At 60.4% G+C, this 23,839-nt stretch carries 24 protein-coding genes; 17 read left to right on the top strand and 7 right to left on the bottom strand.

Translation table 11 applies throughout. The features are described from left to right. Positions 1–36: 36 nt before the first annotated feature. Complete coding sequence (locus G411_RS0118250; protein ID WP_022960631.1) at positions 37–1,239, top strand: tyrosine-type recombinase/integrase; 1,203 nt, start codon at positions 37–39, stop codon at positions 1,237–1,239. After that, on the top strand, positions 1,236–1,649 hold the full coding sequence (locus G411_RS0118245) for a DUF1016 N-terminal domain-containing protein (protein WP_022960630.1): 414 nt from the start codon (positions 1,236–1,238) through the stop codon (positions 1,647–1,649). Before G411_RS0118250 ends, G411_RS0118245 begins: the two co-directional genes overlap by 4 nt. On the opposite strand, the gene G411_RS0118240 is transcribed toward G411_RS0118245, so the two are convergent. Further along, a protein-coding gene (locus tag G411_RS0118240; protein ID WP_157581407.1) for an IS3 family transposase occupies positions 1,641–2,731 on the bottom strand; the annotation gives its coding sequence in 2 pieces (ribosomal slippage) (positions 1,641–2,473 and positions 2,473–2,731; 1,092 coding nt in all). The genes G411_RS0118245 and G411_RS0118240 overlap by 9 nt on opposite strands. Between G411_RS0118240 and G411_RS21130 the strand changes: the two genes are divergently transcribed. Then, complete coding sequence (locus G411_RS21130) at positions 2,642–3,508, top strand: PDDEXK nuclease domain-containing protein (RefSeq protein ID WP_022960628.1); 867 nt, start codon at positions 2,642–2,644, stop codon at positions 3,506–3,508. The genes G411_RS0118240 and G411_RS21130 overlap by 90 nt on opposite strands. Positions 3,509–3,762: 254 nt before the next feature. Here the strand turns inward: G411_RS21130 and G411_RS0118225 are convergent, their stop codons facing one another. From G411_RS0118225 to G411_RS21720, 3 genes are read right to left on the bottom strand one after another with little or no spacing between them, the layout of a single operon-like run. Then, entirely contained in the window at positions 3,763–4,833 is a 1,071-nt protein-coding gene (locus G411_RS0118225) for a serine/threonine-protein kinase (RefSeq protein WP_022960627.1), read from the bottom strand. Beyond that, positions 4,830–5,876: a serine/threonine protein kinase gene (locus G411_RS0118220; RefSeq protein ID WP_022960626.1), complete on the bottom strand. Its 1,047-nt coding sequence runs from the start codon at positions 5,874–5,876 to the stop codon at positions 4,830–4,832. The genes G411_RS0118225 and G411_RS0118220 overlap by 4 nt, the downstream gene beginning before the upstream one ends. Further along, the gene (locus G411_RS21720) at positions 5,860–6,813 is read right to left on the bottom strand and encodes a PP2C family protein-serine/threonine phosphatase (protein ID WP_060494925.1); all 954 of its coding nucleotides are present in this window, start codon (positions 6,811–6,813) and stop codon (positions 5,860–5,862) included. Before G411_RS21720 ends, G411_RS0118220 begins: the two co-directional genes overlap by 17 nt. A gap of 637 nt (positions 6,814–7,450) precedes the next feature. On the opposite strand from G411_RS21720, the gene radC reads away from it, so the two are divergent. Next, complete coding sequence (radC, locus tag G411_RS0118205) at positions 7,451–7,960, top strand: RadC family protein (RefSeq protein WP_022960623.1); 510 nt, start codon at positions 7,451–7,453, stop codon at positions 7,958–7,960. Positions 7,961–8,024: 64 nt separating this feature from the next. Here radC and G411_RS0118200 read toward each other — a convergent pair whose 3' ends face one another. Beyond that, on the bottom strand, positions 8,025–9,494 hold the full coding sequence (locus G411_RS0118200) for a hypothetical protein (protein ID WP_022960622.1): 1,470 nt from the start codon (positions 9,492–9,494) through the stop codon (positions 8,025–8,027). 266 nt (positions 9,495–9,760) lie between these two features. On the opposite strand from G411_RS0118200, the gene G411_RS0118195 reads away from it, so the two are divergent. The 4 genes from G411_RS0118195 to G411_RS0118180 all read left to right on the top strand — a co-directional run bounded on the left by G411_RS0118195 (position 9,761) and on the right by G411_RS0118180 (position 14,156). Next, positions 9,761–10,630, top strand: coding sequence for a DUF932 domain-containing protein (locus G411_RS0118195; RefSeq protein ID WP_425423274.1), 870 nt, complete (start codon positions 9,761–9,763; stop codon positions 10,628–10,630). 81 nt (positions 10,631–10,711) lie between these two features. After that, a complete protein-coding gene (locus G411_RS0118190) occupies positions 10,712–12,796 on the top strand; it encodes a ParB/RepB/Spo0J family partition protein (RefSeq protein WP_022960620.1) in 2,085 nt (694 codons plus the stop codon). 61 nt (positions 12,797–12,857) lie between these two features. Then, positions 12,858–13,067, top strand: coding sequence for a hypothetical protein (locus tag G411_RS0118185; RefSeq protein WP_022960619.1), 210 nt, complete (start codon positions 12,858–12,860; stop codon positions 13,065–13,067). Between the two features lie 774 nt (positions 13,068–13,841). Further along, the gene (locus G411_RS0118180; protein WP_022960618.1) at positions 13,842–14,156 is read left to right on the top strand and encodes a DUF736 domain-containing protein; all 315 of its coding nucleotides are present in this window, start codon (positions 13,842–13,844) and stop codon (positions 14,154–14,156) included. Positions 14,157–14,195: 39 nt separating this feature from the next. Here G411_RS0118180 and G411_RS0118175 read toward each other — a convergent pair whose 3' ends face one another. Then, entirely contained in the window at positions 14,196–15,707 is a 1,512-nt protein-coding gene (locus G411_RS0118175) for a hypothetical protein (protein WP_022960617.1), read from the bottom strand. Between the two features lie 52 nt (positions 15,708–15,759). Then, positions 15,760–16,050 (bottom strand): helix-turn-helix domain-containing protein, encoded by a 291-nt coding sequence (locus tag G411_RS0118170; RefSeq protein ID WP_022960616.1) that lies wholly within the window; start codon positions 16,048–16,050, stop codon positions 15,760–15,762. Positions 16,051–16,267: 217 nt separating this feature from the next. Between G411_RS0118170 and G411_RS0118165 the strand changes: the two genes are divergently transcribed. The 9 genes from G411_RS0118165 (at position 16,268) to G411_RS0118120 (ending at position 23,804) form a co-directional block, all read left to right on the top strand. Beyond that, positions 16,268–16,663: a DUF2958 domain-containing protein gene (locus tag G411_RS0118165; protein ID WP_425423273.1), complete on the top strand. Its 396-nt coding sequence runs from the start codon at positions 16,268–16,270 to the stop codon at positions 16,661–16,663. Positions 16,664–16,984: 321 nt separating this feature from the next. Beyond that, positions 16,985–17,791 carry a DUF2285 domain-containing protein gene (locus tag G411_RS0118160; RefSeq protein WP_022960614.1) on the top strand — a complete coding sequence of 269 codons (807 nt, stop codon included), beginning with the start codon at positions 16,985–16,987 and terminating at the stop codon, positions 17,789–17,791. Positions 17,792–17,866: 75 nt separating this feature from the next. Beyond that, on the top strand, positions 17,867–18,148 hold the full coding sequence (locus G411_RS0118155) for a helix-turn-helix domain-containing protein (RefSeq protein ID WP_014995090.1): 282 nt from the start codon (positions 17,867–17,869) through the stop codon (positions 18,146–18,148). Between the two features lie 50 nt (positions 18,149–18,198). Beyond that, complete coding sequence (locus G411_RS0118150) at positions 18,199–19,023, top strand: replication initiator protein A (protein ID WP_425423272.1); 825 nt, start codon at positions 18,199–18,201, stop codon at positions 19,021–19,023. A gap of 184 nt (positions 19,024–19,207) precedes the next feature. Further along, positions 19,208–19,951 (top strand): ParA family partition ATPase, encoded by a 744-nt coding sequence (gene parA / locus G411_RS0118140; RefSeq protein WP_425423271.1) that lies wholly within the window; start codon positions 19,208–19,210, stop codon positions 19,949–19,951. After that, positions 19,948–20,235, top strand: coding sequence for a hypothetical protein (locus tag G411_RS0118135; RefSeq protein ID WP_028968586.1), 288 nt, complete (start codon positions 19,948–19,950; stop codon positions 20,233–20,235). The genes parA and G411_RS0118135 overlap by 4 nt, the downstream gene beginning before the upstream one ends. After that, on the top strand, positions 20,232–20,777 hold the full coding sequence (locus G411_RS0118130; protein ID WP_028968585.1) for a DUF2840 domain-containing protein: 546 nt from the start codon (positions 20,232–20,234) through the stop codon (positions 20,775–20,777). The genes G411_RS0118135 and G411_RS0118130 overlap by 4 nt, the downstream gene beginning before the upstream one ends. Next, entirely contained in the window at positions 20,774–21,373 is a 600-nt protein-coding gene (locus G411_RS0118125) for a S26 family signal peptidase (RefSeq protein ID WP_022960610.1), read from the top strand. Before G411_RS0118130 ends, G411_RS0118125 begins: the two co-directional genes overlap by 4 nt. Before the next feature lie 436 nt (positions 21,374–21,809). Further along, positions 21,810–23,804 carry a relaxase/mobilization nuclease domain-containing protein gene (locus G411_RS0118120; RefSeq protein ID WP_022960609.1) on the top strand — a complete coding sequence of 665 codons (1,995 nt, stop codon included), beginning with the start codon at positions 21,810–21,812 and terminating at the stop codon, positions 23,802–23,804. The last annotated feature ends 35 nt before the right edge of the window (positions 23,805–23,839 follow it).

Below are 23,839 nucleotides of genomic sequence, written 5' to 3'. Positions count from 1 at the left end.
CAGGCTCCTGGAAATCGGGTCTTCCGAGGAGTCATCATGGCGAAAATCAAACTCACCAAGTCCGCAGTCGATGCGGCACAAGCCCAAGCGCAGCCAGTCGAACTGCGCGATACCCTGGTTCCTGGCTTCCTGTGCAAGATCACCCCGGCAGGCCGCAAGGTGTTCATGCTCCAGTACCGCACAAACGCCGGAGAGCGGCGCAAACCTGCCTTGGGCCTATACGGAGAACTGACCGTCGAACAGGCTCGATCGCTGGCGCAGGAGTGGCTGGCGCAAGTGCGCCGGGGTGGAGATCCTGCCGCAGAGAAGGCTGCAGCGCGTCAGGCACCCACAGTCAAGGAACTGTGCATCAAGTTCATGGAGGACTACTCCAGCCAGCGCAACAAGCCGAGCACGCAAGAAGGCTACCAGAGCGTCATTGATCGCAACATCATCCCAATGCTTGGTCGCATGAAGGTGCAGGATCTGAAGCGGCCTGACGTGGCTTCAATGATGAAGAAGATGGCGCACAAGCCCGCCGATGCGAACCGCACGTTCAGCGTGATGCGCAAGATGTTCAACTTGGCCGAGGTATGGGGCTATCGCCCTGACGGCACCAACCCATGCCGCCATGTGCCCATGTACCCGAACGGCAAGGCGACTCACCTCATCAGCGATGAGGAAATGGGCAAGTTGTTTCGCTACCTTGACCAGTTGGAGGCGGAAGGGCTGGAGCATGTAGTGATCCCGCTGGCCATCCGCCTGCAATTCGAGTTTGCTGCTCGCCTTTCTGAGATCGTCTCACTCCAATGGGATTGGATTGATCTGGAAAACCGGCGGGTGGTGTGGCCTGACAGCAAGACAGGCGGTATGTCCAAGCCCATGAGCGAAGAAGCCTATCGGCTTCTTTCGACGGCGGCTCGCAATGCTACGACGCCCCATGTATTACCGTCTCCGCGGCACCCTGATCGGCATTTGACCGACGGGGAGTATTACAACGGTTGGAGCCGCACTCTCAAAGCCGCTGGCGTGACGCATGTGGGTACGCACGGCATCCGTCACCGCTCGGCGACGGACATTGCCAATTCTGGCATCCCGGTGAAGGTCGGTATGGCTCTGACGGCGCACAAGACCGTGGCGATGTTCATGCGCTACGTCCATACCGAAGACAAGCCCGTGCGAGAGGCCGCCGAGTTGGTGGCGAACCGACGCAAGGCGATCACCGGCGCTAAGCAATCCCCTGCGGAGGTGGCGGCATGAGCAGGCGCAAGGTGTCCACCCCTTCACCAGCAGCGCCGAAGGCACTGTTGGGTGACATTCGGGCACTGATTGAGGCTGCGCGCCAGCGCGCCGCCTCGGCGGTCAATGCTGAACTGACCTTGCTGTTCTGGAGGATCGGCCAGCGTATCCATACGGAGGTGCTGGCCGGGCAGCGGGCCGAGTACGGCGAGGAAATCATGCCATCCCTGGCCGAGCAGCTTGTCCGCGACTACGGGCGCAGCTTCGCGGATAAGAACCTGCGCCGGATGGTGCAGTTCGCGGCCACTTACCCCGAAGAGCCAATTGTCGTGACGCTGTCACGACAATTGAGCTGGTCGCATTTCGTGGCATTGCTGCGACGTCCCCCCGCTTTCAGTAGCGGAGCTGTTTGGAGTCCGGCTTTATCGTAGCGGTTTCACCGCCAGCTGTTGGGCATAGGCGGCAGGCGTTAGCCCGCCGAGCGATTTCTTCGGCCGCTCTTCGTTGTACTCCCGCCGCCAGCGCTCGATCTCGGTGCGCGCGTGCAGCAGTGTTGGGAACCAGTGCTCGTTGAGGCATTCGTCGCGCAGGCGCCCGTTGAACGATTCAACGTAAGCGTTCTGATTCGGCTTGCCCGGCTGGATCAGACGCAGCGACACGCCACGTTCGTGCGCCCAGGCCACCATTGCCTTGCCGCAGAATTCCTTGCCGTTATCGGTCCGGATCACCTTCGGCAGGCCACGGCTGAGTGCCAGGCGGTCCAGCACGCGGCTGACGCCGTGGCCCGAGATCGCACGCTCGACCTCGATTGCCACCGCCTCGTGGCTGGCGTCATCCACAATCACCAGGCACTTGATGACACGGCCGTCGGCTGTGCGATCGAAGATAAAGTCCATCGACCACACCTCGTTGGCCGCAACCGGACGAATCAGTGGTTGCCGTTCGCCCAGGGGCACCTTCTTGCGCTTGCGCCGCCGCACCTGCAGTCTCGCCTGCTGATACAGCCGCTCGACGCGCTTGTAGTTCACGACCTGGCCGCCTTGCCGCAGCTTGAGGTAGATCATGCCCACCCCGTAGCGCTTGTGCCGATGCGCCAAGGCCTGGATCTGCGCCCGCAGTTCTACATTGCGGTCCGGACGAGGCGTGTAGCGCAGTGCGCTGGCACTCATGCCGACCACGCGCAGAGCGCGCCGCTCGCTGAGTCCTTTGCCTGCCATGTAGCGCACCTGCTCGCGTCGGGCGGGTGCGCTCACCATTTTTTTCGCAGCACGTCCTTGATCACTTCGTTCTCGAGGACCTGCTCGGCCAACAGCTTCTTCAAGCGCGCGTTCTCGGTCTCCAGTTCCTTCAGGCGCTTGGCCTCCGACACATTCATGCCGCCGAACTTGCTGCGCCACAGGTAGTACGACGCCTCGCTGAAGCCGTGCCGACGGCACAGCTCCTTGACCGGCAGCCCGGCCTCGGCTTCACGCAAGAAGCCGATGATCTGCTCTTCGCTGAAACGCTTTTTCACGTCCAATCTCCTTCTCGTTGGGGATTGGACTCCAAAGCAACTTGCTACTCAATTGAGGGGGGACGTCGGCTGCCGCTGAAAGATCCGCTCCAGCGGGACTATTACGCGCAGATGGCGAGCACCGAGCGCTGGAGCGTGCGGACGCTACGCGAGCGCATCGACTCGATGTTGTACGAGCGCACGGCGCTGTCCCAAAAACCGGAAGAAACCATCGCGCAGGAGTTGGCGACCCTGCGCGATGCAAAGCGCATGACCCCGGCGCTGGTCATGCGCGATCCCTACATCCTCGACTTCCTGGGGCTGCGGGATAGCTGGCAGGAAAGCGACCTGGAGGCAGCCATCATCCGCGAAATGGAAGCCTTCTTACTGGAGCTGGGCGCGGGCTTTTGCTTCGTCGCCCGTCAGAAACGCATCCAGATCGACGACGAGGATTTCCACCTTGACCTGCTGTTCTACAACCGCAAGCTGCGGCGGCTGGTGGCGGTGGAGTTGAAGATCGGCGAGTTCAAGGCCGCGCACAAGGGGCAGATGGAGCTTTACTTGCGCTGGCTAGACAAGCACGAGCGGGAGCCAGAGGAGGCCTCGCCGCTGGGGATCATTCTTTGCACTGGCAAGAAGCGCGAGCAGATCGAATTGCTGGAACTGGACAAGTCCGGAATCCACGTCGCCGAGTACCTGACAGCCTTGCCGCCGAGGGGCGTTCTAGTGGAGCGGCTACAACAGGCAACTCAGCGGGCGCAGTTGCAGCTAGAACAGCGAGAAACGCGCAACGATTAGCCTTGTCTCAAACAGACTAGCTTCCCAATGTGCCGCTCAAGCTATCTGCGGTATCTGGCCTCCAATCACCTAAAACGATCCTAGTGGGAGTCCTGATCCTTCGCTGACCGATCATCAACTGATGCAGCAGATCAAGGGAACGCTCACTTGCGCACTGGGCTGCTCAAGACGGGACAATCTATCGCTTGCCGAGCGTTACTTGACATGAATCTAAAAAAATGGGGACGTTGGAGTCCCCACTTAATTACTAAAAATTATTCGATCACAATGATCGGATGACCTCGGTCACGCGGCGATCCCGGGAAATTCGAATAGCACACTCTCTTTCCAGGCATGGCTGATGACTTTGACCCATAAACGCTTTCTCGACTAAAAAAGGTCGTTACACCGTCATCCCCGTCTATGAATCCGCTATATCCATTTTGAATCAGGTTGGTCACACTTCCAACTTTTCTGTCAACACCGATAAAGCAAAGATTAGAAATCTTCGCAACAACATCATCAGCGGTAGGGCGATCTGCAACATTGTACTGAAGGCAGTCTTCCACGAGGGATTGTAACTGCTGCGCAAGAATCTTATATTGCGGGTTTGACGTCATGAAGTCCGGCCACGGTTCTCTATTTCTATTTTGAACATTGACAGCCGCCTGGAGATAGACGCCGAAAGGAACTTTTCCGGTCAATATCTGGAACATCATAGCGCCGAGCGACCAAATGTCGACTGAGGCGCCTGGGTGTTCACCCGGCTGCCTGAACATCATCTCTGGTGCCATATAAGGAAGAGCTCCGCGAATTGTTCCAGATGTCGATCTGGTTATATCGCCTTCCCGCGCAGCTTCGTCAAAAACTTCTTCTGTTAGTGTAGCGATGCCGAAATCAGTTATTTTCAGTTCATGCAAATTAATGCCATGTTCAACAATGATATTGCTTGGCTTCAAGTCACGATGAACAACTCCAGCATGATGTGAAGCGGCAACGCCTTTGGAAACGTGCAGAAATATACGAGCAGCGAGGTGCGGGTCGATAGCTCCAAAGGTCTTGAGCTTATTTTCAAGATTGTCGCCATCAACGAATTCTTCAATAAGAAAAAGCCGACCATTCTCCTCAATGTAGTCTAGAGTTTTAGCGACGTTATGATGATTAACTCTAGCGGAAATCTTCGCACTGCTTTTGAATCTCTTATCGGGCTGTCCGGGTTGAGGTGTTTTTAGTGCAACGTTAGATTCCAACAATATGTCCTGCGCCAAATAGACGTCTTGCATACCGCCTCGACCGATATGGCGCTCTATGCGATAGCGCCCGGAGACAATATCTTGCGCATTCATGGCATTACCTCCGGGTTTGAAACATCAAAAGTCACGAACTTTCTGCCACTGCCGTTGCCGAAGGTTAGAACGCAACAGCCTGGCACTATCGCCCCTACAGTGACGGATGTGTTATTTATATAAACGGCACCAGCGACCTGAGTGACAGTGAAGGCTAAGCCGTCATATTCAATCGTGAGACTTCCCACGGTTGCATTCAGAGATATTCTTCTATTCTTGTGGTCTAGTGTGTTTGCTACGCCGTTTAAAACAACCGTGGCACGATGCCTGTCCCTCAGAAGATGTTTCTCCAACAAATTCTTGATGGCTTGCATGGATGGTCTATCCTGCCTGCTTGTCGCAAGACATTGGAACAGGGCATTTGTAATTTCAGCGGGCATCCCAGCGAACGGAGTAGAAAAATCTGCTAGTGTTGGCTGGCTTGGAGGCCTATGACGCAAACTAAGGGGAGGCTCGTTGGTCAGCAAGGCCAGACATGTCACACCAAACGCATAGACATCAATGGAAGAGTCAAACGCGATTGTTTGGTCACCCCATAGTTCCGGCGCCATAAATATAGGAGTTCCTATTATGCTCCTAGTCTCTGCATCGGCAGTATTTCTAGACAAACCGAAATCAAGAATCTTAACGACACCCTCGCCATCTATTTTTATGTTTCCGGGTTTAATATCTCGATGGATGATTCTGTGCGAATGAATGTCAGCAAGTCCGCATGAAATCTGCCATATCAGGTTTAGATAATCCGCATTGGCAGAAAGAGATCCAACTTGGAGTGTCTCTCCATCAATAAACTCAAGGACAATAGCGGGCTGTTGCGTGACTGCTCCTTGAATATTTACGATGTCATAAAGTTGAACGACGTGTTTCGACCTAACTTTTGACAATGCCTTTTGCTCATCGAGCAATCTACGAGCTTCGACGCCAGCCTGCAGATGCTTTAGCACAACTTGACGTTGTAGATGTAGATCTTCGCAAAAAATTACCTCCCCCATTCCGCCCCTGTCGGAGTTGTCGAGAGTTTTATATCTATTTGCTATCAACACCGACGTCTCCCTGTTCGGCAGAACTGCCAATTTCTATATCCAGTTGAACTTCTTCTGGGTAATTCTCGTTTTTCTTTTTTCGAGATTTGCGAACGGGTGGCTTTGACTTCTTCGGCGCCCCCTCATTCGTCGGCGGCGTACTGGGTATCAGTTGGGATGAAAAATTATTTTTTGCTTCATTCGTCTCGTTTGGAACTTGAGCGTTTTTTGCATTAAAGGCCTGGTCTTCCTCTCGCAGCCAAAGCGTGGTTAGATCTCCAGCTGCATCCCATAAACGGATTCCGCTTCCTTCATATCGTGCAAGCGATGGAGGCATTCCGGCAATGTCAAATATGGCCGATGTTGAGTTGTCATTCCCCCCGCACCACATCGCGACAGAATTCAGACGCTCGGAGGCATCATTAAGGCTTGATGAATTTTCTAGAATCCTGCTGAGGGTCTTTTCTTCTATGCCGTGTATGCCATCAGTGGTAATGGCGCAAAAACCTTCCTGACAAAAAAAATCAGTTATCTTGGGCTGCATCGAATCGCCCATTCCAACAAATTGGAGTAGTTCTCGACCGCTTCCACCAACAGCTTCGACGAGAGAGTCGTCCGTTGTGTGCCGCTCAACCTTTTTCCCAGCCCCGAAAGTGTAGACACGCGTATCGCCAAGATGAACAATTATCTTGGTGCCTTGAGAGTCAAGCAAAACGGCAGTCAGCGTAGAGCCGCCATCGCCTTGATATGTGTCGAACACCTGTTTGTTTGACGCTTTTACAGCTTCATAGGCCCGTTCCTTGATACCTAAATTACGGTGCTGTATCAAAGAGTAGAAGAAGCTCGATATTGCCAATGAAGAGCATTTCCCTCCATCGCGCATGCCTCCCATGCCATCAGCAACTGCTATCGCAAACAGGGGATTTATCGACTTCTTTCCAGTATAGAGAGCGGCCACTCGATCCTGATTCTCCTTTCGAACCAGTCCTATATCACTGGAAAGCACAAAAGGAATCTCAAGGGATTGACTGGACGTGCGGTCTGCAAGACGCCTAGAAATCCAAGCTTGTATGTTTTCTTGGAATGGGTGCATTGTGTTTTCGTAACTCCTATATTGAAAGCAGTCTATTTGCGTCTTCTTTCGGACTTACGTCACTTTGATTTTGAAATGCTGTGCGATAGTTACATTTTAGCTGAGGCACTTCAAAGCGTCACGCTCATAGTGGCTCACGTCGCCGACGCTTCCGACCGTCTCGGGCGGGGCCGCTTGCAGGCTGAGCAGCACGAGTAGCCCAAGCAGCAATTCGTGCGCCCCGCGCCTCGTGCCGAATCGTGGCCATTCGGCTTTGACCCCTGACATCTTCGGCCCTGACGGGCCTGCGCGCTTCGCTTGCCATGAAAACCTACTGTGCGCTGTGGGTGGGAGTGGGCGGTCTTGCTGTTCCCTTCACCGTATCACGGCGTTCTCGCCGTCAATGGCTGCACGCGCCATGCGCGCTTGCGGCCCATTGGCCGTCTGCGACCCCTGACTGCTTGCGCTGCGCCGTGCTGGCCACGGTTCCGGGCAATTCCGCCCGTGCAACCGGAGCACGATCATGTCGCAACTTTCTCTTTCTTCCTTCGATTCCGTTCTGATGGTTCGTAGCGCGCGTGGGCGCTACCAGCCAGCTTCTGCCGATCAGATCCTCGAAGCCGCACGCCTGGTCATCGACCAGAAAATGCCGCGCGGCGAATCCTTTACATCACCGATGGCGGTAAAGGAGTATCTGAGCACCAAGCTGGCGTGCCTGGAGCATGAAGTCTTCGCAGTGTTGTTCCTCGATACGCAACATAGGCTGATCGAGTACAGCGAGCTTTTCCGGGGCACCATCGACAGTGCATCGGTGTACCCGCGTGAAGTTCTCAAGGAGGCACTGCGGCTCAATGCAGCGGCAGTCATCATTTCTCATAACCACCCGAGCGGGAATCCCGAGCCTAGCGCAGCCGATAAGTTGCTGACGAAGCGACTTCGGGAGGCGCTGGCGATGGTGGACGTGTGCGTGCTGGATCACATCGTTGTGGGTGGCACGAAAACGACGTCGTTTGCGGAATACGGCCTTATTTGATCCTAGGGGCTTCGGCCCCTTCTCTCAAAACAAACCGAGCATGGGGCGGTAGTCTTCTTGAACTCTAGGCCGATGCCTCTGCAAAATACTCTTGAATCAAGTCTCTATTATTAAAATAAGCGTCGAGAACCTGAATCAAGAATATATTTCCGTTGACCCTGGAATTGAATGGGATCATTGATCCATCGACTTTGAATGTCTTTACCTTTCTATGCCCCTTTACTCCTGCATTGCCCATTCTTTCCCCATACTGTTCAATGGTGTAAATAATGAACTCATGATCCAGGTGGGTTATAAAGAACTCATCACCTCTTGATGTGTATTCAAGGTGAATAACCTGCGTGACGACATTGTCATCAGCCACCTCAAAATCCTCCAGGAGTTCTTCAAATGTCAAACTCTGCTTTATTTGGTCATGCTGAATCCACAGATTATTGTTGTAATTATCTGTAGAGTAGAATTTGGATAGTTCGGGCAGGGATGAAATACTCAATTTCATTGGAGATCCAAACTCCTTCTCCTCCATCGAAGGAACATGATCGGAAACATAATCCACCCTGAATGCAATTTCAGCAATCATTCTTTGTTCAATCAGGGATTCAATGCTCGCTAGCAAGCCTCTTGGTACTTTGATCCAGAAATACTTATCTAGCCGGCTGTCCTGTATCGTTTGACTGTCCTTGTCATTGAATATTTGAATATTGTCACTGAGGCTAATGAGTTTGTATTTTGAAAACTGGAGATCCTCCTTCTCTATGTCAATTCCCAACTTTTCATATTCAGACCTGACGACATCAGAATATTTCATGCTCAGCATGTCGCCCCCGCCTTTTTCGGACTGGTGTTTTCGATACAAAATGGAGCCAATCGAGTAATTGACATAGTTATTTCTTATATATTTAGTGCCGTCTGCATTGTGGATTATTTTGTAAGCGTTATTGAACACCTCTAACGATCCTGCGTACTTGTCTAGGTGGCTGCCTAGAGAATCAATAAGCTGCTGAAATGTCTTTATAGAAAGCTTGCTATCAACAAGATCAAGTTGCGGAGTGTAAAACCTCAATGCATCCGGATGACCTCTCGTTGCATCTAGTTTTTCCATTATTGCTTGCTTTTCATTGATGCATTCATTGGTGTAAGCCTGCATCACGTCGGACTGAAATTTTTCGTCTGTGGATGAGGCATCAATGAGGGGAAATAGTCTTTTGACAACAGTCGGATTTTCCCCAAGAAATGCATCGCAGAATCTCCCAAAGCTCGACCGCTCATCTTCTTCGAGATGAATGCCGTCTATTTCTTCAAATATATTTTTCATTTTTCCTCCAAAATAGTTATGCATTGAATAGTAACCATTGAAGCCACTGGCGTCTCCGCTTCGCAGACCGCGCTGCTCCAGGTTCGCTATTCGCTCATCCCTGACGGGACTGGCATTCGCCAGCCTTCCACATCCCTGACGCCTACGGCCCGGCTTCCAGCTTCGGGCCTGCGCGCTTGCGCTTGCGTGCGGTCTGCACATCGCGGCGGCCGTTGCCATGTCCAGCCGTCTCTCCTGACTCCATCACCTTGCTCGCGACTGTAGCCCGTGGCCGTGTGCCATCAAGGCGCGCCAGGCCGTGTCCTCGGCTGCGCCTGCGGGCCGCACCAACCTGACGCTTTCCTCCTTGACGGCCCACGTCCGTGGGCTCCTGACCGTCGCGGGCGATGAACTCAGGAAAGACGGTGGCAACAGGGCCAACCGGGTTCCTCGTGCCAACCGCACCGAACAGCCGAAAGGCTGGGCTCCGAATCTAGGAATCCGGTGTGCGGCTTGAACAGCAAACCATTTTCGTCAGGAGAAAGACCATGCTTGCATCCCGTTTCGCTTCCCGTTCCCCGGTACTGCGCAGCGATTCCCCGCTGTCCGATGACCAGATCCACCGCGTGGCCCCGTCCATCTTTGCGGAAGCACCCCACGAAAGCCGCTCCCAGCGTTACGCCTATATCCCCACCGCCACGGTGCTGACCGAACTGCGCAAGGAAGGGTTTCAGCCCTTCATGGTGACGCAGACCCGCACCCGCCACGAAGACCGGCGCGACTACACCAAGCACATGATCCGGCTGCGCCATGCCAGCCAGATCAACGCCCGAGGCGAAGCCAACGAAATCATCCTGCTGAACTCGCACGATGGCACCAGCAGTTACCAGATGCTGGCCGGCATGTTCCGTTTCGTGTGCAGCAATGGCCTTGTTTGCGGCGACACCGTGGCCGATGTGCGCGTGCCGCATAAGGGCGATGTGGCTGGGCAAGTGATCGAAGGTGCCTATCAGGTACTGCACGGTTTTGACCGTGCGCTGGAATCCCGCGAATCCATGCAGGCCATCACGTTGGACGAAGGCGAAGCCGAAGTGTTCGCCCGCGCCGCGCTGTCGCTCAAGTACGACGACCCGGACAAGCCCGCACCGATCACCGAATCGCAAATCCTGATGCCGCGCCGTTTCGACGACCGCCGCCCGGACTTGTGGAGCGTGTTCAACCGCACCCAAGAGAACCTGACCAAAGGCGGTTTGCACGGACGCAGCGCCAACGGACGCCGCCAGCAGACCCGCCCGGTGCAGGGCATTGATTCCGATATTCGCCTCAATCGCGCCCTGTGGCTGCTGGCTGACGGCCTGCGCCAGTTGAAAGCCTGATTTCCCTGCGCGGCAGGGGCAGGCAGCAACCCTTGCCGCGTCATTCGCTGCTGCATTCCATCATCGCAAGGAGTCTTCACCATGAACGCCATCAACCACACCGAAGCCCAAGCCATCCACGCCACGGCCATCGCCGCCCCTGCCGTGCTGCTGGAAGCCGCCGACCCGAGCAAGAATCTGATTCTGGTGCCGCTGTCGCGGCTGGTATCGCGCCCCACGGGCCGCAACGTGCGCAAGACCCCGCGCATGTCGATTCCCGAACTCGCCGCCAGCATCCAGCGTGTCGGCCTGCTGCAAAACCTGATCGTCACCGCGACCGCTGACGGCGAGCGTTACGAAGTCGTGGCCGGAGGCCGTCGCCTTGCCGCCCTCAAGCTGCTGGCGAAAAAGCACCGCATCAGCAAGGAATGGGAGGTGCCTTGCCTGCTGGTGGCCGATGGCACCGCCCGCACCGCCAGCCTGACCGAGAACGTGCAGCGCGAAGCCATGCACCCCGCCGACCAGTTCGAGGCATTTGCCGCGCTGGTGGCCGAAGGCCGCCCCATCGAGGACATTGCCGCAGATTTCAGCGTCACGCCGCTGGTGGTGCAGCGACGCCTGAAACTCGCCAACGTGTCGCCGCGCCTGCTGGCCGACTACCGGGCCGAGGCCGTGAGCCTTGACCAGTTGATGGCCCTTGCCATCACCGACGACCACGCCGCGCAGGAAGCCGCGTTCTACGATGCGCCCACATGGCAGCGCAGCCCGCACAACCTGCGCGACCGCCTGACCGAGCGCGAGATTGATGCCCACCGGCATCCGCTGGCGCGCTTCGTTGGACTGATTGCTTACGAGGCCGCAGGCGGTGGCACCCGCCGCGATCTGTTCGCGGAAGCCGATAGCGGCGTGTATCTGACCGATGCCACGCTGTTGGAACGGCTGGCGCAGGACAAGCTGGCCAGCCTTGCCGCCGAGGTGAAGGCCGAAGGCTGGGTATGGGTGGATGCCACCCCCGGCACGACCCATGCCGACCTGCAAGCCTTCCAGCGCGCCCCGAGACAGCGCCGCAGCCCGAACAAGCGCGAAGCCCAACGCATCGAGAAGCTGCAAACCAAGATGCAGGCGCTGGCCGAGGCCGTGGATGCCGCCCTGGACGCCGACGATGAAGAAAAGGCCGACGCCTTGCAGGAGGAAGGCGAACACCTGGGCGAACAGTTGCAGGCGCTGGAAAATGGCTTGCAGGACTACGGGGAAGCCGTCAAAGCTGCCGCCGGTGCCATCGTCACCATCGACCGCAACGGCGAGGCCGTGATTCATCGTGGCCTGCTGCGCGAAGCCGAGGCCAAGGCACTGCGCACGCTTGAACGGCTGCGGCAAGGTTTCGGCAGCGAGGGCGAAGCCGGGAACGACGAAACCGGCGAGGAAGCCGACGACGCCCCCAAGCCCGCCGCCATGTCCGACCGGCTGGCGCAACGCTTGAGCGCCCACCGTACCGCCGCGCTGCAAATCGAAGTGGCCCGGCATCCGCAGGTGGCGCTGGCCGCACTGGTGCATGGCATGGTGCAGACTGTCTTGCAAGGCAGCCACTACGGCCACGATCTGCCGCTGGGTGTGAAACTGACCCAGCAAGATCGGCTGGAAGGCATGGCCCCGGACTGGCCGGAATCGCCCGCCGCCGTGGCACTGCGCGAACTGCAACAGGTAGCGGGTGAAGCCTTGCCGGGGGACAGCGCCGAACTGTTCGCCGCGCTGCTGGCGAAGCCGCAGGATGAACTGGTGCGCCTGCTGGCCGTATGCATGGCATCCACGGTCGATGTGGTGACGCCCCGCGCCACGCAGCACCAGCCGGGTGCCGAACTGGCGCAGGCGGTGGGGCTGGACATGGCGGTATGGTGGCAACCCACCGCAGATGGCTATTTCCAGCATGTGCCGAAGGCCGCGATTCTGGACGCCGTGGAGCATTACGCCCCGGAGCACGTCACCCGGCTGGCGAAGTTGAAGAAAGGCGACATTGCCAGCGAAGCCGAACGGCTGGCCGATGGCACCGGCTGGATGCCCGCCATCTTCGCCGCCAAAGCCACGCAGCAGGCCGCGCAGGACGTGAAGGCAGACGAGGAAGCCGAAGCACAGGAGGAAGTCGCCGCCGTGGCGGATGAGCAGACGCAAGCCGAGGCACTGGCCGCTTGACCCCGCACCACAGATAGCGCCCCGGTTCCGGCCGGGGCGCTTTCATGCCGGGGATTCCCCCATGAGCCACGACACCACGAACCGCCCGCGCATGGCCGCGACTTACGCCCCCGGCACGATACGCGCCCGCCGCTGGCATGGCGATGGCGACGTGCGCGGCTATCGTCCGCCTCGCGGCTGGACAGCCCGTGCCGACCTGACCGACCTACACCCCATCACGGGCCGCGCCTTGCCGCGTGCCGTTTGGCGGATCATCGAAACCAAAGAATAGGAAGCCCCGCGCCCAAGCCGTTCCGTCTTGGGCGCGGGAAATGCCAAAACTCCGCGCGAGGCAGTGGCCGCACCCGGTTTCAAGGCTCAAAGCCAAAACGCCCCTTTGCCGCCTTCGGTCAGGCGGCAAAGGGGCCGCGCACAAGTCGTCTTGTGCGCAAAAGCCATTGAAGCCATGCAAGTGCAGCGGCGGACGCGCCGCCGACATCCCGACAGCACCTCGCCGCAATGGGCGGCGCTTGTGGGGCTACGCCCCGGCTTGCTGCGGCAGGTTGCACGAAAGCGTGCCGTGCTCGACGCTGGCGCGTTCGTTGCCTGTACGTCACGAAGGACGGTTCACCGACACACCACCTGGCCTCGATGTGGAGCTTCCACGCCACGCATCAAGCATGTGGCCGCAAGTTGTGGCAGGAGCGCTCGTACCTTGTTGCTGGGGCATTGACCTGGCCGCGTAAGGGAACAAGCCGGTGAAGTTGTCATGCGAGGATGCCGAGTCGGCCATGTTTCCATTCGGGAGCGGGCGGCCCGTGCGTCCTTGTCTTGTTGCGAATCCTGGCGGTGGCGCGGCTGCGCCTTTGGCTTTATGACCGCAACCTGGAGGCGAAAACAATTTCCCCTGCGCTGCGCGCATTCCTCGCGGGACAAATTCTTTTCGCCTCCAGGTTCTCCACGTTGTTGCGACCGCTCCGCGGTGCGGCCAACCCATCCCCCGCCGGGCGGATCACAACAAGGACGCACTGGCGCGACCTTGTTCAACCCGAAAGGAGAAATCATCATGACTAACATCGGCACCTTCGCCGCAGAGAAAGACGGCTTCACCGGCACGCTTCGCACCCTGACGCTCAACGTCAAGGTCAAGCTGGTTCCCAATGACAAGGGTGACAACGAAAGCGCACCCGACTACCGCCTGCAAGCGGCTGGCCACGACATCGGCGCAGCGTGGAAAAAGACCAGCGAGGCAGGACGCCCCTATGTGTCCGTGACCCTGGACGATCCTTCGTTCCCTGCAATGGTCTATGCCCGCCTGATCGAAAACGAGGATGGCACGCATGACCTGATCTGGTCACGCAGCAAGCCCAAGGCGGCGTAACCACATCAGCGCCTCGCCCACTATGGCGAGGCGCTTGGCTTACCTGCTCACTTCATTGGGGTGAGCGGATTCACTAAACACCTGCAAGACAGGGGCCAGCACCAACTGCCCCACGGCATAAAGGCCTGGGCCTCTGCCCATGAGTTCCGCAATGCGTTCCTCGTGGAGTACGCCTGCTGCGCAGTCTTGCTCCATCTGTGCAACTAATGCGGCTTTGGCCAGGGCTAACGTGGCCTCGGCCTGCTGCGATAGACCGCTTGCTGATTGAGCGTCATACGCAATCAGGTTATCGAGCACTGGGGCAATGTTTTCCATGCCGCCTTTGACCATTTCCGCCCGTAAGCCTTCAACGACAGCAGTGACCAAACGCCAAATTTGCTGTGGTTGTTGGTCAAGTTCCTTTTCGATCAGTGTTCGCGCTTCAAATAGCGACAACGTGGAACATGGCGCGAGCGCCGTACTCATGGTGCGCGCCAGCTTGAGGAGTTGATGTTCTTCCAAGCGTTCCAGCAGGTTTGCGAACGCACGCTGTTGCGTGCCGTCGGCGAGCGCATTCGCAAGCCCTTCGGTAGCGTGTTCCGGCACTTGAACGCGGCCTGGCGCTGAGAGCACCTGATGTTTGTCGATATCGTGTGGTGGATGCTCCGCGAGAGGATCAATGTCCACGGTCACTTCTCGCGTGGCGGAACCCTGCGGTGCCGTGCCCAGGTGTACGGCAAAGGTTAAAGTGGAGAACAGCGCGACACGGCCGTAGATTTGGCCGTCAAAGCCATCAATACCAACCGTCACTCGATGCCCAAATTCAAACTTGTTGGCGCGCGCTCCGGCGGGCGGGCTGAAATCCCACCAGATCGGTGCCGTGCCTCCAAAGGGCTCCAGCGCAACCGTCACCGCCGCGCGTGCCTCGATCAATTCCTCGCGCTCTTCCGGCTGCTGTTCGCAGCCGCCCAGCGCTGCGACCTTGGCGATGGCTTGCGTGTAGTTGAGGAAGTTGGAAAGCGTCCCTGATCGCGCGAGCTCTGGGAATTCCTGCGCGAAGAATGTCTGCGTCATGTACGCGATGGCGCCCAGACCACAGGCACCGCCAAATTTGCGCTTATGGTGAATGGAACCGGTGATATACGGCCGAGCGGAGGGCTTCGACAAGGGTGTCCACTCGTGTCCATCGTCCTCCATCTTTTTTGCGAACTGTTTGACGGACTGCTGGTTGGGAAATGCCAGATGCAACTCTTCACCTTCGCCAACTGCGGTGCGGGATATGACGCGGGGCTTCGTGAATTTGATCTCCTTGGCAGAGATCGAAACGGTCTCTCCCGTCAGCGTGTGCTCGCCATAGGCAGTTTTGGGGTGCTTGGAGTGATCCGGCCGAACGCCCAAGTATGCATTGAGGAAGTCGAGCTGCTCGGCAATCTCATTGACGAGACCCGAATAGCTGTTGTCGTGCTTGGGGCAATAGATGCCGGAGTTGACCCGCCGGCCTCCAAGAGACGCCGGAAAAACGTGCTCCCCAGAGCCTGCGGCCTGTCCGCACACGATGCATGTCTTCGCCATTGAGTTCCTTTCCAAAGTTGCACCACGCCAAGCGAAGCTATGCGATGCAGAGTCAATTAGCCATTTCGCCCAGGACTTCTTCAGCGGCCCCCATCAAGTGGGCGACGCTGAGCCCCAGCGCACGCGCGATCTTGAAAATAATCGCCAGCGTGGGCATGTGTTCGCCGCGCTCAATCTTGCCCATGTGAGAACGTTCGATACCGGCTTGATGTGCCAAGGTCTCCTGCGCCACGCCTTGCTCGACCCGCAGTGCGCGCACCGCCGCGCCGAAGGCCTGGGCCAGCTCGGCGTCGAAGGTGGTGGAGCCGGCCGGTCGGCCGCGCTGGACGGTTCGCTTCTGCATAGACAGAAGCGTCGATTCGCAGCACAATTAAAACCACGTTATATTTAACTCATTCATCCAATCTCACCTGTTTTTGTGCCTTTACTGAAATCCGCATCGGCGGCTTTCTTCAAAAGCGGAGAGCCTGATCCGTGTCTTTCCTGACATACGTGCATGTGCCTTCGTGCCTCTACGTCTCTGCGGATACGTGGGATTGCACATTGGTGCTTTCGTTGGAATGCGTGAAAGCGCCTCTGCTGCTCCGCAAGTCCGTGGACGTACAGCCATGACCACGCTCATCACCACCGACGAGCGCATGTGCCTGCTGGCCAACGGCCACGCCCGCGCCGCCGGGCAGGACACCGATCCGATGCCTGTGGTGCGCCTGTTTACGCCAGATGCGCATGCCACTTGGCTGCTGGCTTCGCTCGACCCCGCCGATGGCGATACTGCCCACGGCTTGATCGACTTGGGGATTGGCATGCCTGCACTGGGAACGGTGAAGCTGTCCGACCTGGCCGCCATCGTCGGGCCGCGCCAGCAGCCCGTGATGCGGGATCGCTACTTCCAGCCGCTGCGGCGGTTGTCGGAATACCTGCGACTGGCCGAAGACAACGGCTCGATCACCGATTGAGCGCCACCGCCAAGCGGGGCGCACTGTGTCTATTTCGGTCTGGTCTGTGACCCGTTCGGTCTGAATCGGCAGTGTTGCACCGAAGCGGTGCGTGCCAGATCGAAACGGTCATGATGCCTGGCGCGGGCTGCGGCAAGCTGACCGACGCGGCATGCCATTGGAGAGCGTTGCCGCCGTCGCACTCGGACGATTTCAGCAACGCATCGGAGTTCATCGGTCTTGACACTGCCAGTTTACGCTTCACCCATGACGTTTTGACGATGGCCTCGTAGCACGCCGTTTCGCCGTGGCGACGCACCCCCAGCACAGGGAGGTTGCCGTATGGCTGATCGCAGTGCCGAGCCGTGGTATGCCACGGCGGCCTATCTCTACGTTCTGCACCTGGATGGCCCGGCGCTGGCCTGGGAGTACCTGCGCCGTCATCCAGACTATCGGCACGACTGGTTGCGCCGTCGTCGCCAACCGGATGCCGCCGGGCATTGGGGGCTGCGCCTGCTGGAAGATCCCGCCCTGGATGCGCGGGACGCGCACCCGGCCTGGTTCCCCGATCACGATGCCGTGGTGCAGCTCTACCCGGATGCCGATCCACCGCCCGATGCCCTGTGCTTTGAGTTCTGGAAGCTGCCGGGCCACAAACACCTGATCCATGACGGCAAGCGCCTGGTGCTGGTGGCGCGCTGGCCCGGTTGCTGCCTGCGCTTCGTGCTCGCGCCAGGCTTGGCCGATGGCATGGCTTACGCCTATGCCATCCGGGCCTGCGCCGCGCCTTGCGAACGCTATGCGGCCCTGGCGAGCGAATTGAACAAAATCGCCGTAGCCGCCGGTGCCGTACCTGCGGCGACCGTCCGGCCACGTCCGCCGCTGTCCGCATTGCTGGAACTGCACACGCTTCAGGCGCTGGACGCGACCCTGGCGGGTGCGTCCTTGCGGGAGGTGGCCGAAGGGCTGTTTGGTGTGGATGCCGTTACCGCCGACTGGCACGCCGACAGCGCTCTGCGCGCGCGCGTGCGACGGCTGGTGCGCCGGGGCGATGGGCTGATGCGCGGCGGTTATCGCCGTCTGGCACAGCTTCCGGTTGTCACTTCGCATGAGGGGGGACGTTTCGCAACCCCTGCAGAACGTCCCTGAGCAAGAGCCCCAAGTTTCTTGAGACTGCCTCCATCCGGCTGCGCTGTGTGGCCGGGCTTGATGGAGGTACATCCCATGCGACCCGCTCCCTTGCGGCCTGCCGCCGCTCCCGTTGCCACACCTGCACAACCCCAACGCTATCTCACCAACGATGAGGCTGCCGACTACCTGCGCCTGTCACCGCGCACGCTGGAGAAACAGCGCGTCATCGGTGGTGGCCCGAAGTTTCGCAAGTTCGGTCGCCGCGTCATGTACGCCGTGGCCGACCTCGATGCCTGGGCGGAAACGCGCAGCTTCGAGACCACGTCCGACCCCGAATATGCCGAGCACCACTCGGCTGACAGCCGTGCGCGCTGATCGGCGCATCGCCGGTGGCCATCGCCATGTCCCGCCCACCAGGGCACGCCTTGCAGCAGGGCGAACAGCTCGACCTGTTCCGCGCACTGCCGGGCGAGGACATGGCACCGCGCGATGCCCAGGACTTGATGGCCTATCCGTTTTTCTCGCTGGCGAAGTCGCGGCGCACCGCGCCGATCGACTTCCGCAGCGGCAACATCACCATTCGCGTGGAAGGCACGCAGGAGCATGGCATCGCCACCATCTGGGATGCCGACATCCTGATCTGGGCGGCCAGCCAGATCGTCGAAGCCAAGGATGCGGGCATCCAGCCGTCCCGGCGGATGCAGGCTACGCCCTACGAGATCCTGCGCTTCATCGGGCGCGGCAAGTCGCTGCGCGACTACCAGCGTCTCAAGGCCGCGCTGGATCGGCTGCAATCGACCACAGTGGCCACGTCCATCCGCGAAACCACGGGAAGGCGCTTGCACCGCTTTTCGTGGATCAACGAATGGAAGGAACTGGCCGATGCCAGAGGCACGCCGCTGGGCATCGAGCTGATCCTGCCGGACTGGTTCTATGCGGGCGTGCTGGACGCCGCCCTGGTGCTGACCATCGACCCGACGTATTTCCGACTCACGGGCGGCATCGAGCGCTGGCTGTACCGCCTGGTGCGCAAGCATGGCGGCCGGCAGGAATACGGCTGGCAGTTCGACTTCCGGCATCTGCACCGCAAGTCGGGCAGCAGCACGCGGTTTTCGGATTTCGCCTACGACCTGCGGGCGCTGGTCGCCCGGCAATCACTGCCGGGATACGAGCTGGGCATCGTGCGGATTCCCGAGGACGACATGGAATTGCTGACCTTCCGGCCCGTGCCGCAGACGGCACGGGGATAACAGCGGGACAAGCTGTGGATGGGGTCGTGCTATCAGGAGTAAGAGGTGTCGTGCTATCAGGAGTACGCCTATCGTGCTATCAGGAGTACGAAAACGCCGGAAAGCCAGTAACGGCGCGGGTTTGCGATCCCTCTAACATTACTAACTTAAATTCTCTAACTATTAGTAGAGAAGCAGCATCGCGGTGGACAACTGCCGCAGGCCGAAAAAACAGCCAGCAAGAACTGCAAAAAACACCCCGTTCGACGCGGCAAAAACAGTCCGGTCTTCCAAGCTGGAGGGCCGCGCCATGATCGTCGCCTTGCTCAACCAGAAAGGCGGTGTCGGCAAGACCACGCTCGCCACGCACATCGCTGGCGAACTGGCGCTGCGCGGCCTGCACGTCGTCCTGCTGGATGCCGACCCGCAGGGTTCCTCGCTCGACTGGACGCAGCGCAGAAGCCAGCAAGGCTTGCCACGGCTGTTCAGCGCCGTGGGCCTGGCACGCGAGACACTGCACCAGGAAGCCCCAGAACTCGCCAGGCGGGCCGATCACGTCATCATCGACGGGCCACCCCGGATCGCCGCCTTGGCGCGCTCTGCGCTGCTGGCGGCCGAACGGGTGCTGATTCCGGTACAGCCCAGCCCCTATGACCTGTGGGCCAGCGCCGAGATGGTGGCGCTGATCCGTGAGGCCCAGGTGTTCCGGCCGCAGCTAGCGGCGGCTTTTGTCATCAACCGGCGCGTCAGCACCACGGTGATCGGGCGCGAAGCACGGCAAGCCTTGGCCGAACAGCCGTTGCCAGCGCTGCGCAGCGAGGTGCGCCAGCGCATCGTCTTTGCCGACAGCGTGGCTGCGGGTCGATTGGCGCGGGAGACAGCCCCCGATAGCGCAGCGGCGCAGGAAATCACCGCGCTGGTCGATGAGCTGCTGCGGTGGCCGTCATGAGCGACAACAGCAACCCACCCAACAGCAAACGCCCGGCCAAGCGGGTCGGCATCGGCGCGCGTCCGCCCGCCAATCCACACGCTGAGGCGTGGATTCGCCAGGGCGACGCGGATGCGCTCAACAAAGGCGACCTCTACACCGCACGCCTGACCCTCGACATCACGCCCGCCATGCGGGCGCGCATCAAGGTGTCGGCCTTCACGCAAGGCGTGACCGTGGCCGACTTGCTGCGCGGTTTGCTGGAGCGCGAGTTTCCAGAACACCGCAGGGAGAACACGCCATGACCACATCCGCATTGTCTGCTGTCGTGCCTGCCGCCATCGCGGCCACGGCTACCCATGAAGCCTCTTCCAGCCAGCCTGTCAGCACGCCACTGACGCGCGTGGCGCTGGCTTACATCGAACCGCGCTTCAAGCTCTACTTGCGCTTCGGCGAACCAGCGCGCACGCTCCAGCTCGATCGCTGGCGGCGCTGCGCCATGTTCATGCCGGGTGCAATGCTCTGCCGCGTTCGCTGGCAGGCCAACGACTACGGCACGATCCGCTGGCAGCTCATGGTGATGCAGGCTGCTACACCGCTTGATGCCACGCAGCGCATCCCCGGCGTGCAGCCAGGCGCGTGCCTGCTGCTGCATGCAGAAGGTGACGCCAATGTGCGCGCCGTGCTGGAACGCATCGACAGCATCGAGGCGCTGGGCATCGCTGCCATTGACGTGTCGCCCGCCTACTGGCGCACGCTCGCCAACCGGCTCGCCGCGCATTTGCCGCTGCCCGGATACACCGCCGACCGGCACGCCGCCTGGCTGGCCGGGAGGGCGCTGCCATGACGGCCCATCCCACCGCCGCACGCACACCCAAAGCCGCGCCGCTTCCTCGCTCGCGCCTGCGCGCTCGCCTCGTGCTGGCGGGCTTCGCCGCCGTCGGCCTCGCTGCGCTAGCCTGGGCAGCTTTCGTACAGCCGTTGCCGCGCCTGATCTACAACCCGTCTGACAGCGTTCCGGTCGGCTGGTATCGCGTCGATCCGCAGCTCCATGGCGCCGACTCGCTGCCACGTCCCTTGTCCGTGGGCAACATCGTCCTGACCACATTGCCGCCAGATGTTGCCGCGCTCGCTGCGCAGCGCCGCTACCTGCCGGTACACGTTCCGCTGCTCAAACGTGTGGGCGCGGTCGCGCCGCAACACGTTTGCATCGTCGCCGGGCGGGTACGCATCGACGGCGTGCCTTCGGCCGCCGTGCTGCCTGCCGACCGGCTGGGCCGACCGCTGCCATCCTTGCAGCTTTGCCGCCGCCTTGAACCGGGCGAACTGTTCCTGTTGAGCGTGACCAATCCTGCATCGTTCGACAGCCGGTATTTCGGCCCGGTCAGCGCATCCGCCGTGATCGGCGTTGCGCATCCGGTCTGGCTGGAGACACGCCCATGATGGTCGCCAATTCGCTGCGCTCCGGCGTGCCATCGGGCATGTCGTTCTCGCTGCTGTTGCCGTGTCGTCGCGCCTGCCGTGCTGGTGCATTCGCACCGCACGTCGCGCTGCCTTCGGCGAAGCCGTCCAACGTGCAGGCGTCTTGCCTCGATCGCGCCCGGCCAGCGGCCATTGGCGCGCTCATCGGCGGGCTGGCTGCGGGTGCAACAGCGCCGCCGGGCCGCCGACGCCCGGAGCGGGAGCGAAGGGCAAAGGCGGAAGGCAAGACAAAAGGACGCGGCACCAGGCCGCGTAGAAAGCCTGTCTGCACATGGGGGTGGCGCGGCACGGAGCGGCTTCGCCACCGTGCCGCTTGGGGCGCGAGGCCCGCGCCAATGCAGGCATGTCCCCGTGCTTCGCACGACAGGACACGCCAGAGCTTGCAGGGAGCGCAGCCATGACCGCCCGCCGCGACGACGATTTCCGGGTGCGTCCGAGCGCCCCGAAGAACCGGGGCAAAGGCCAGGGCCAGAGCTTCGTTTCCAAGGTACTCAAGCAGGCGGGCAAGGCCAGCGGCGGCAAGTCCTCGATGCGCCATTCCGCAGCCGGCGGCAGCGGCGCACGCGCCGGCCAGCGGCCCGGCTCGCGCCTGGGGCGCGGCCATACGGCGGCGCGCTTCGCCGGGGCGAAGCTGACGTCCATGTCGCGGCGCGTGACCATCAAGACCCTACTGGTCAATCAACGCAACGCCAGCCCGCAGTCGCTCGCCAAGCACCTGCGCTACATCGAGCGCGACGGCGCCGGCCGCGATGGCGAACCGGGCCGGGCCTACGGGCCGCAGATTGACGATGCCGACCTCGATGCCTTCAAGGAGCGGGCCAACGACGACCGGCACCATTTCCGCTTCATCGTCTCGCCCGAGGACGGGGCCGAGCTGGACGACCTGCGCACCTACACCCGGCATCTTGTGAACCGCATGGAAGCCGATCTGGGGACGCGGCTGGATTGGGTGGCAGTCGATCACTGGAACACCGACAACCCGCACACCCACCTGATCGTGCGCGGGCGCGACGACACCGGCAAAGACCTCATCATCGCGGGCGACTACATCGCCCACGGCTTCCGCCATCGCGCCGCCGAACTGGCGACGGAATGGCTGGGGCCGCGCACCGAACTGGAGATCCAGCAGACCTTGCAGCGCGAGGTGGAACAGGAGCGGTGGACGAGCCTCGACCGCACATTGCAGCGTGAGGCCGGCGAGGATGGCCGGGTGCAGATCGAGCGCTTCAATGAGCCCCGCCTGCAACGCCAGCGGCTGCTGCTGATCGGCCGACTCCAACGCTTGCAGCGCCTGGGCCTGGCTGACGAGACGCAGCCCGGCACCTGGGCCGTGCATGCCGACGCGGAGAAGACCTTGCGCGCCTTGGGCGAGCGTGGTGACATCATCCGCACCATGCAGCGCGCCATGAGCGGCCAGCCGCGCGAGCAGGCGGTGTTTGAGCCCGGCGACGACGGCCGCACCATCGTCGGCCGCGTGGCCGGCAAGGGGCTGGCCGACGAGCTGCACGACCGCGGCTATCTGGTCATCGACGGCGTGGACGGCAAGGCCCACTACGTCGCTTTGAACGCCCGCGACGAGCTGGCGAACTATCCCACCGGAGCCGTGGTGGAGGTACGCGGTTCCAACGAGGTGCGGGCGGCCGACAAGAACATCGCCGCGCTGGCGAGCGATGGCCTGTACCGCGCCGATCATCACCTGGCGATCGAGCAAGGCCGAGCCAAGCCCGGCCGCGACCCGCAGGAGGTCGTCGCGGCCCATGTCCGCCGACTGGAAGCCCTGCGCCGGGCCGGCATCGTGGAACGTGTGGCTGATGGACTATGGAAGGTGCCGGACGACCTGGCCGAACGTGGCCGCCAGAACGACGCACAGCGCCTGGGCGGCGTGGCGGTGGAGCTGAAATCGCACTTGCCCATCGAGCGGCAGGCCCGCGTGATCGGCGCGACCTGGCTGGACCAGCAGTTGATCGGTGGCGGCAAGGGGCTGGGCGATCTGGGCTTTGGCGGCGAGACGAAGGAAGCCTTGCAGCAGCGCGCCGACTTCCTTGAAGAACAGGGGCTGGCCCAGCGGCGTGGGCAGCGGGTGATCCTCGCCCGGAACTTGCTGGGGACGCTGCGGAATCGGGAACTGGCAAAGGCCGCCAAGGATATTGCCGCCGAAATCGGCCTAGCGCATCGGCCCGTCACCGACGGGCAGCGCGTGGCTGGCATCTACCGGCGCAGCCTCATGCTCGCCAGCGGGCGCTACGCGATGCTAGACGACGGCATGGGGTTCAGTCTGGTGCCGTGGAAGCCGGTGATTGAACAGCGACTGGGGCAGCAACTTGCCGCGACGGTGAGCGGTGGCGGCGTGGCGTGGGAAATCGGACGGCAGCGGGGAATGGGCATTGGCTAATGCTCGAAGAGTCTCAGCCACATAACCCGGCAGGC

Source organism: Spongiibacter tropicus DSM 19543, from assembly GCF_000420325.1.
In the GTDB taxonomy this organism is placed as follows: domain Bacteria; phylum Pseudomonadota; class Gammaproteobacteria; order Pseudomonadales; family Spongiibacteraceae; genus Spongiibacter; species Spongiibacter tropicus.
Note: the sequence above shows the minus strand (reverse complement) of the source record. Positions and strands in the feature narration are given on the sequence as shown.

What these genes read in the sequence shown, in the direction of transcription:
- G411_RS0118155 (WP_014995090.1), top strand. Translation starts at nt 17,867, where the DNA reads ATGCGACCCGCTCCCTTGCGGCCTGCCGCCGCTCCCGTTGCCACACCT.
- G411_RS0118130 (WP_028968585.1), top strand. Translation starts at nt 20,232, where the DNA reads ATGACCACATCCGCATTGTCTGCTGTCGTGCCTGCCGCCATCGCGGCC.
- G411_RS0118190 (WP_022960620.1), top strand. Translation starts at nt 10,712, where the DNA reads ATGAACGCCATCAACCACACCGAAGCCCAAGCCATCCACGCCACGGCC.
- G411_RS0118180 (WP_022960618.1), top strand. Translation starts at nt 13,842, where the DNA reads ATGACTAACATCGGCACCTTCGCCGCAGAGAAAGACGGCTTCACCGGC.
- G411_RS0118170 (WP_022960616.1), bottom strand. Translation starts at nt 16,050, where the DNA reads ATGCAGAAGCGAACCGTCCAGCGCGGCCGACCGGCCGGCTCCACCACC.
- G411_RS0118135 (WP_028968586.1), top strand. Translation starts at nt 19,948, where the DNA reads ATGAGCGACAACAGCAACCCACCCAACAGCAAACGCCCGGCCAAGCGG.
- radC (WP_022960623.1), top strand. Translation starts at nt 7,451, where the DNA reads ATGTCGCAACTTTCTCTTTCTTCCTTCGATTCCGTTCTGATGGTTCGT.
- G411_RS0118125 (WP_022960610.1), top strand. Translation starts at nt 20,774, where the DNA reads ATGACGGCCCATCCCACCGCCGCACGCACACCCAAAGCCGCGCCGCTT.
- G411_RS0118250 (WP_022960631.1), top strand. Translation starts at nt 37, where the DNA reads ATGGCGAAAATCAAACTCACCAAGTCCGCAGTCGATGCGGCACAAGCC.
- G411_RS0118185 (WP_022960619.1), top strand. Translation starts at nt 12,858, where the DNA reads ATGAGCCACGACACCACGAACCGCCCGCGCATGGCCGCGACTTACGCC.
- G411_RS0118245 (WP_022960630.1), top strand. Translation starts at nt 1,236, where the DNA reads ATGAGCAGGCGCAAGGTGTCCACCCCTTCACCAGCAGCGCCGAAGGCA.
- G411_RS0118175 (WP_022960617.1), bottom strand. Translation starts at nt 15,707, where the DNA reads ATGGCGAAGACATGCATCGTGTGCGGACAGGCCGCAGGCTCTGGGGAG.
- G411_RS0118200 (WP_022960622.1), bottom strand. Translation starts at nt 9,494, where the DNA reads ATGGCAACGGCCGCCGCGATGTGCAGACCGCACGCAAGCGCAAGCGCG.
- G411_RS0118160 (WP_022960614.1), top strand. Translation starts at nt 16,985, where the DNA reads ATGGCTGATCGCAGTGCCGAGCCGTGGTATGCCACGGCGGCCTATCTC.
- G411_RS0118120 (WP_022960609.1), top strand. Translation starts at nt 21,810, where the DNA reads ATGACCGCCCGCCGCGACGACGATTTCCGGGTGCGTCCGAGCGCCCCG.
- G411_RS0118165 (WP_425423273.1), top strand. Translation starts at nt 16,268, where the DNA reads ATGCGTGAAAGCGCCTCTGCTGCTCCGCAAGTCCGTGGACGTACAGCC.
- G411_RS0118225 (WP_022960627.1), bottom strand. Translation starts at nt 4,833, where the DNA reads ATGAATGCGCAAGATATTGTCTCCGGGCGCTATCGCATAGAGCGCCAT.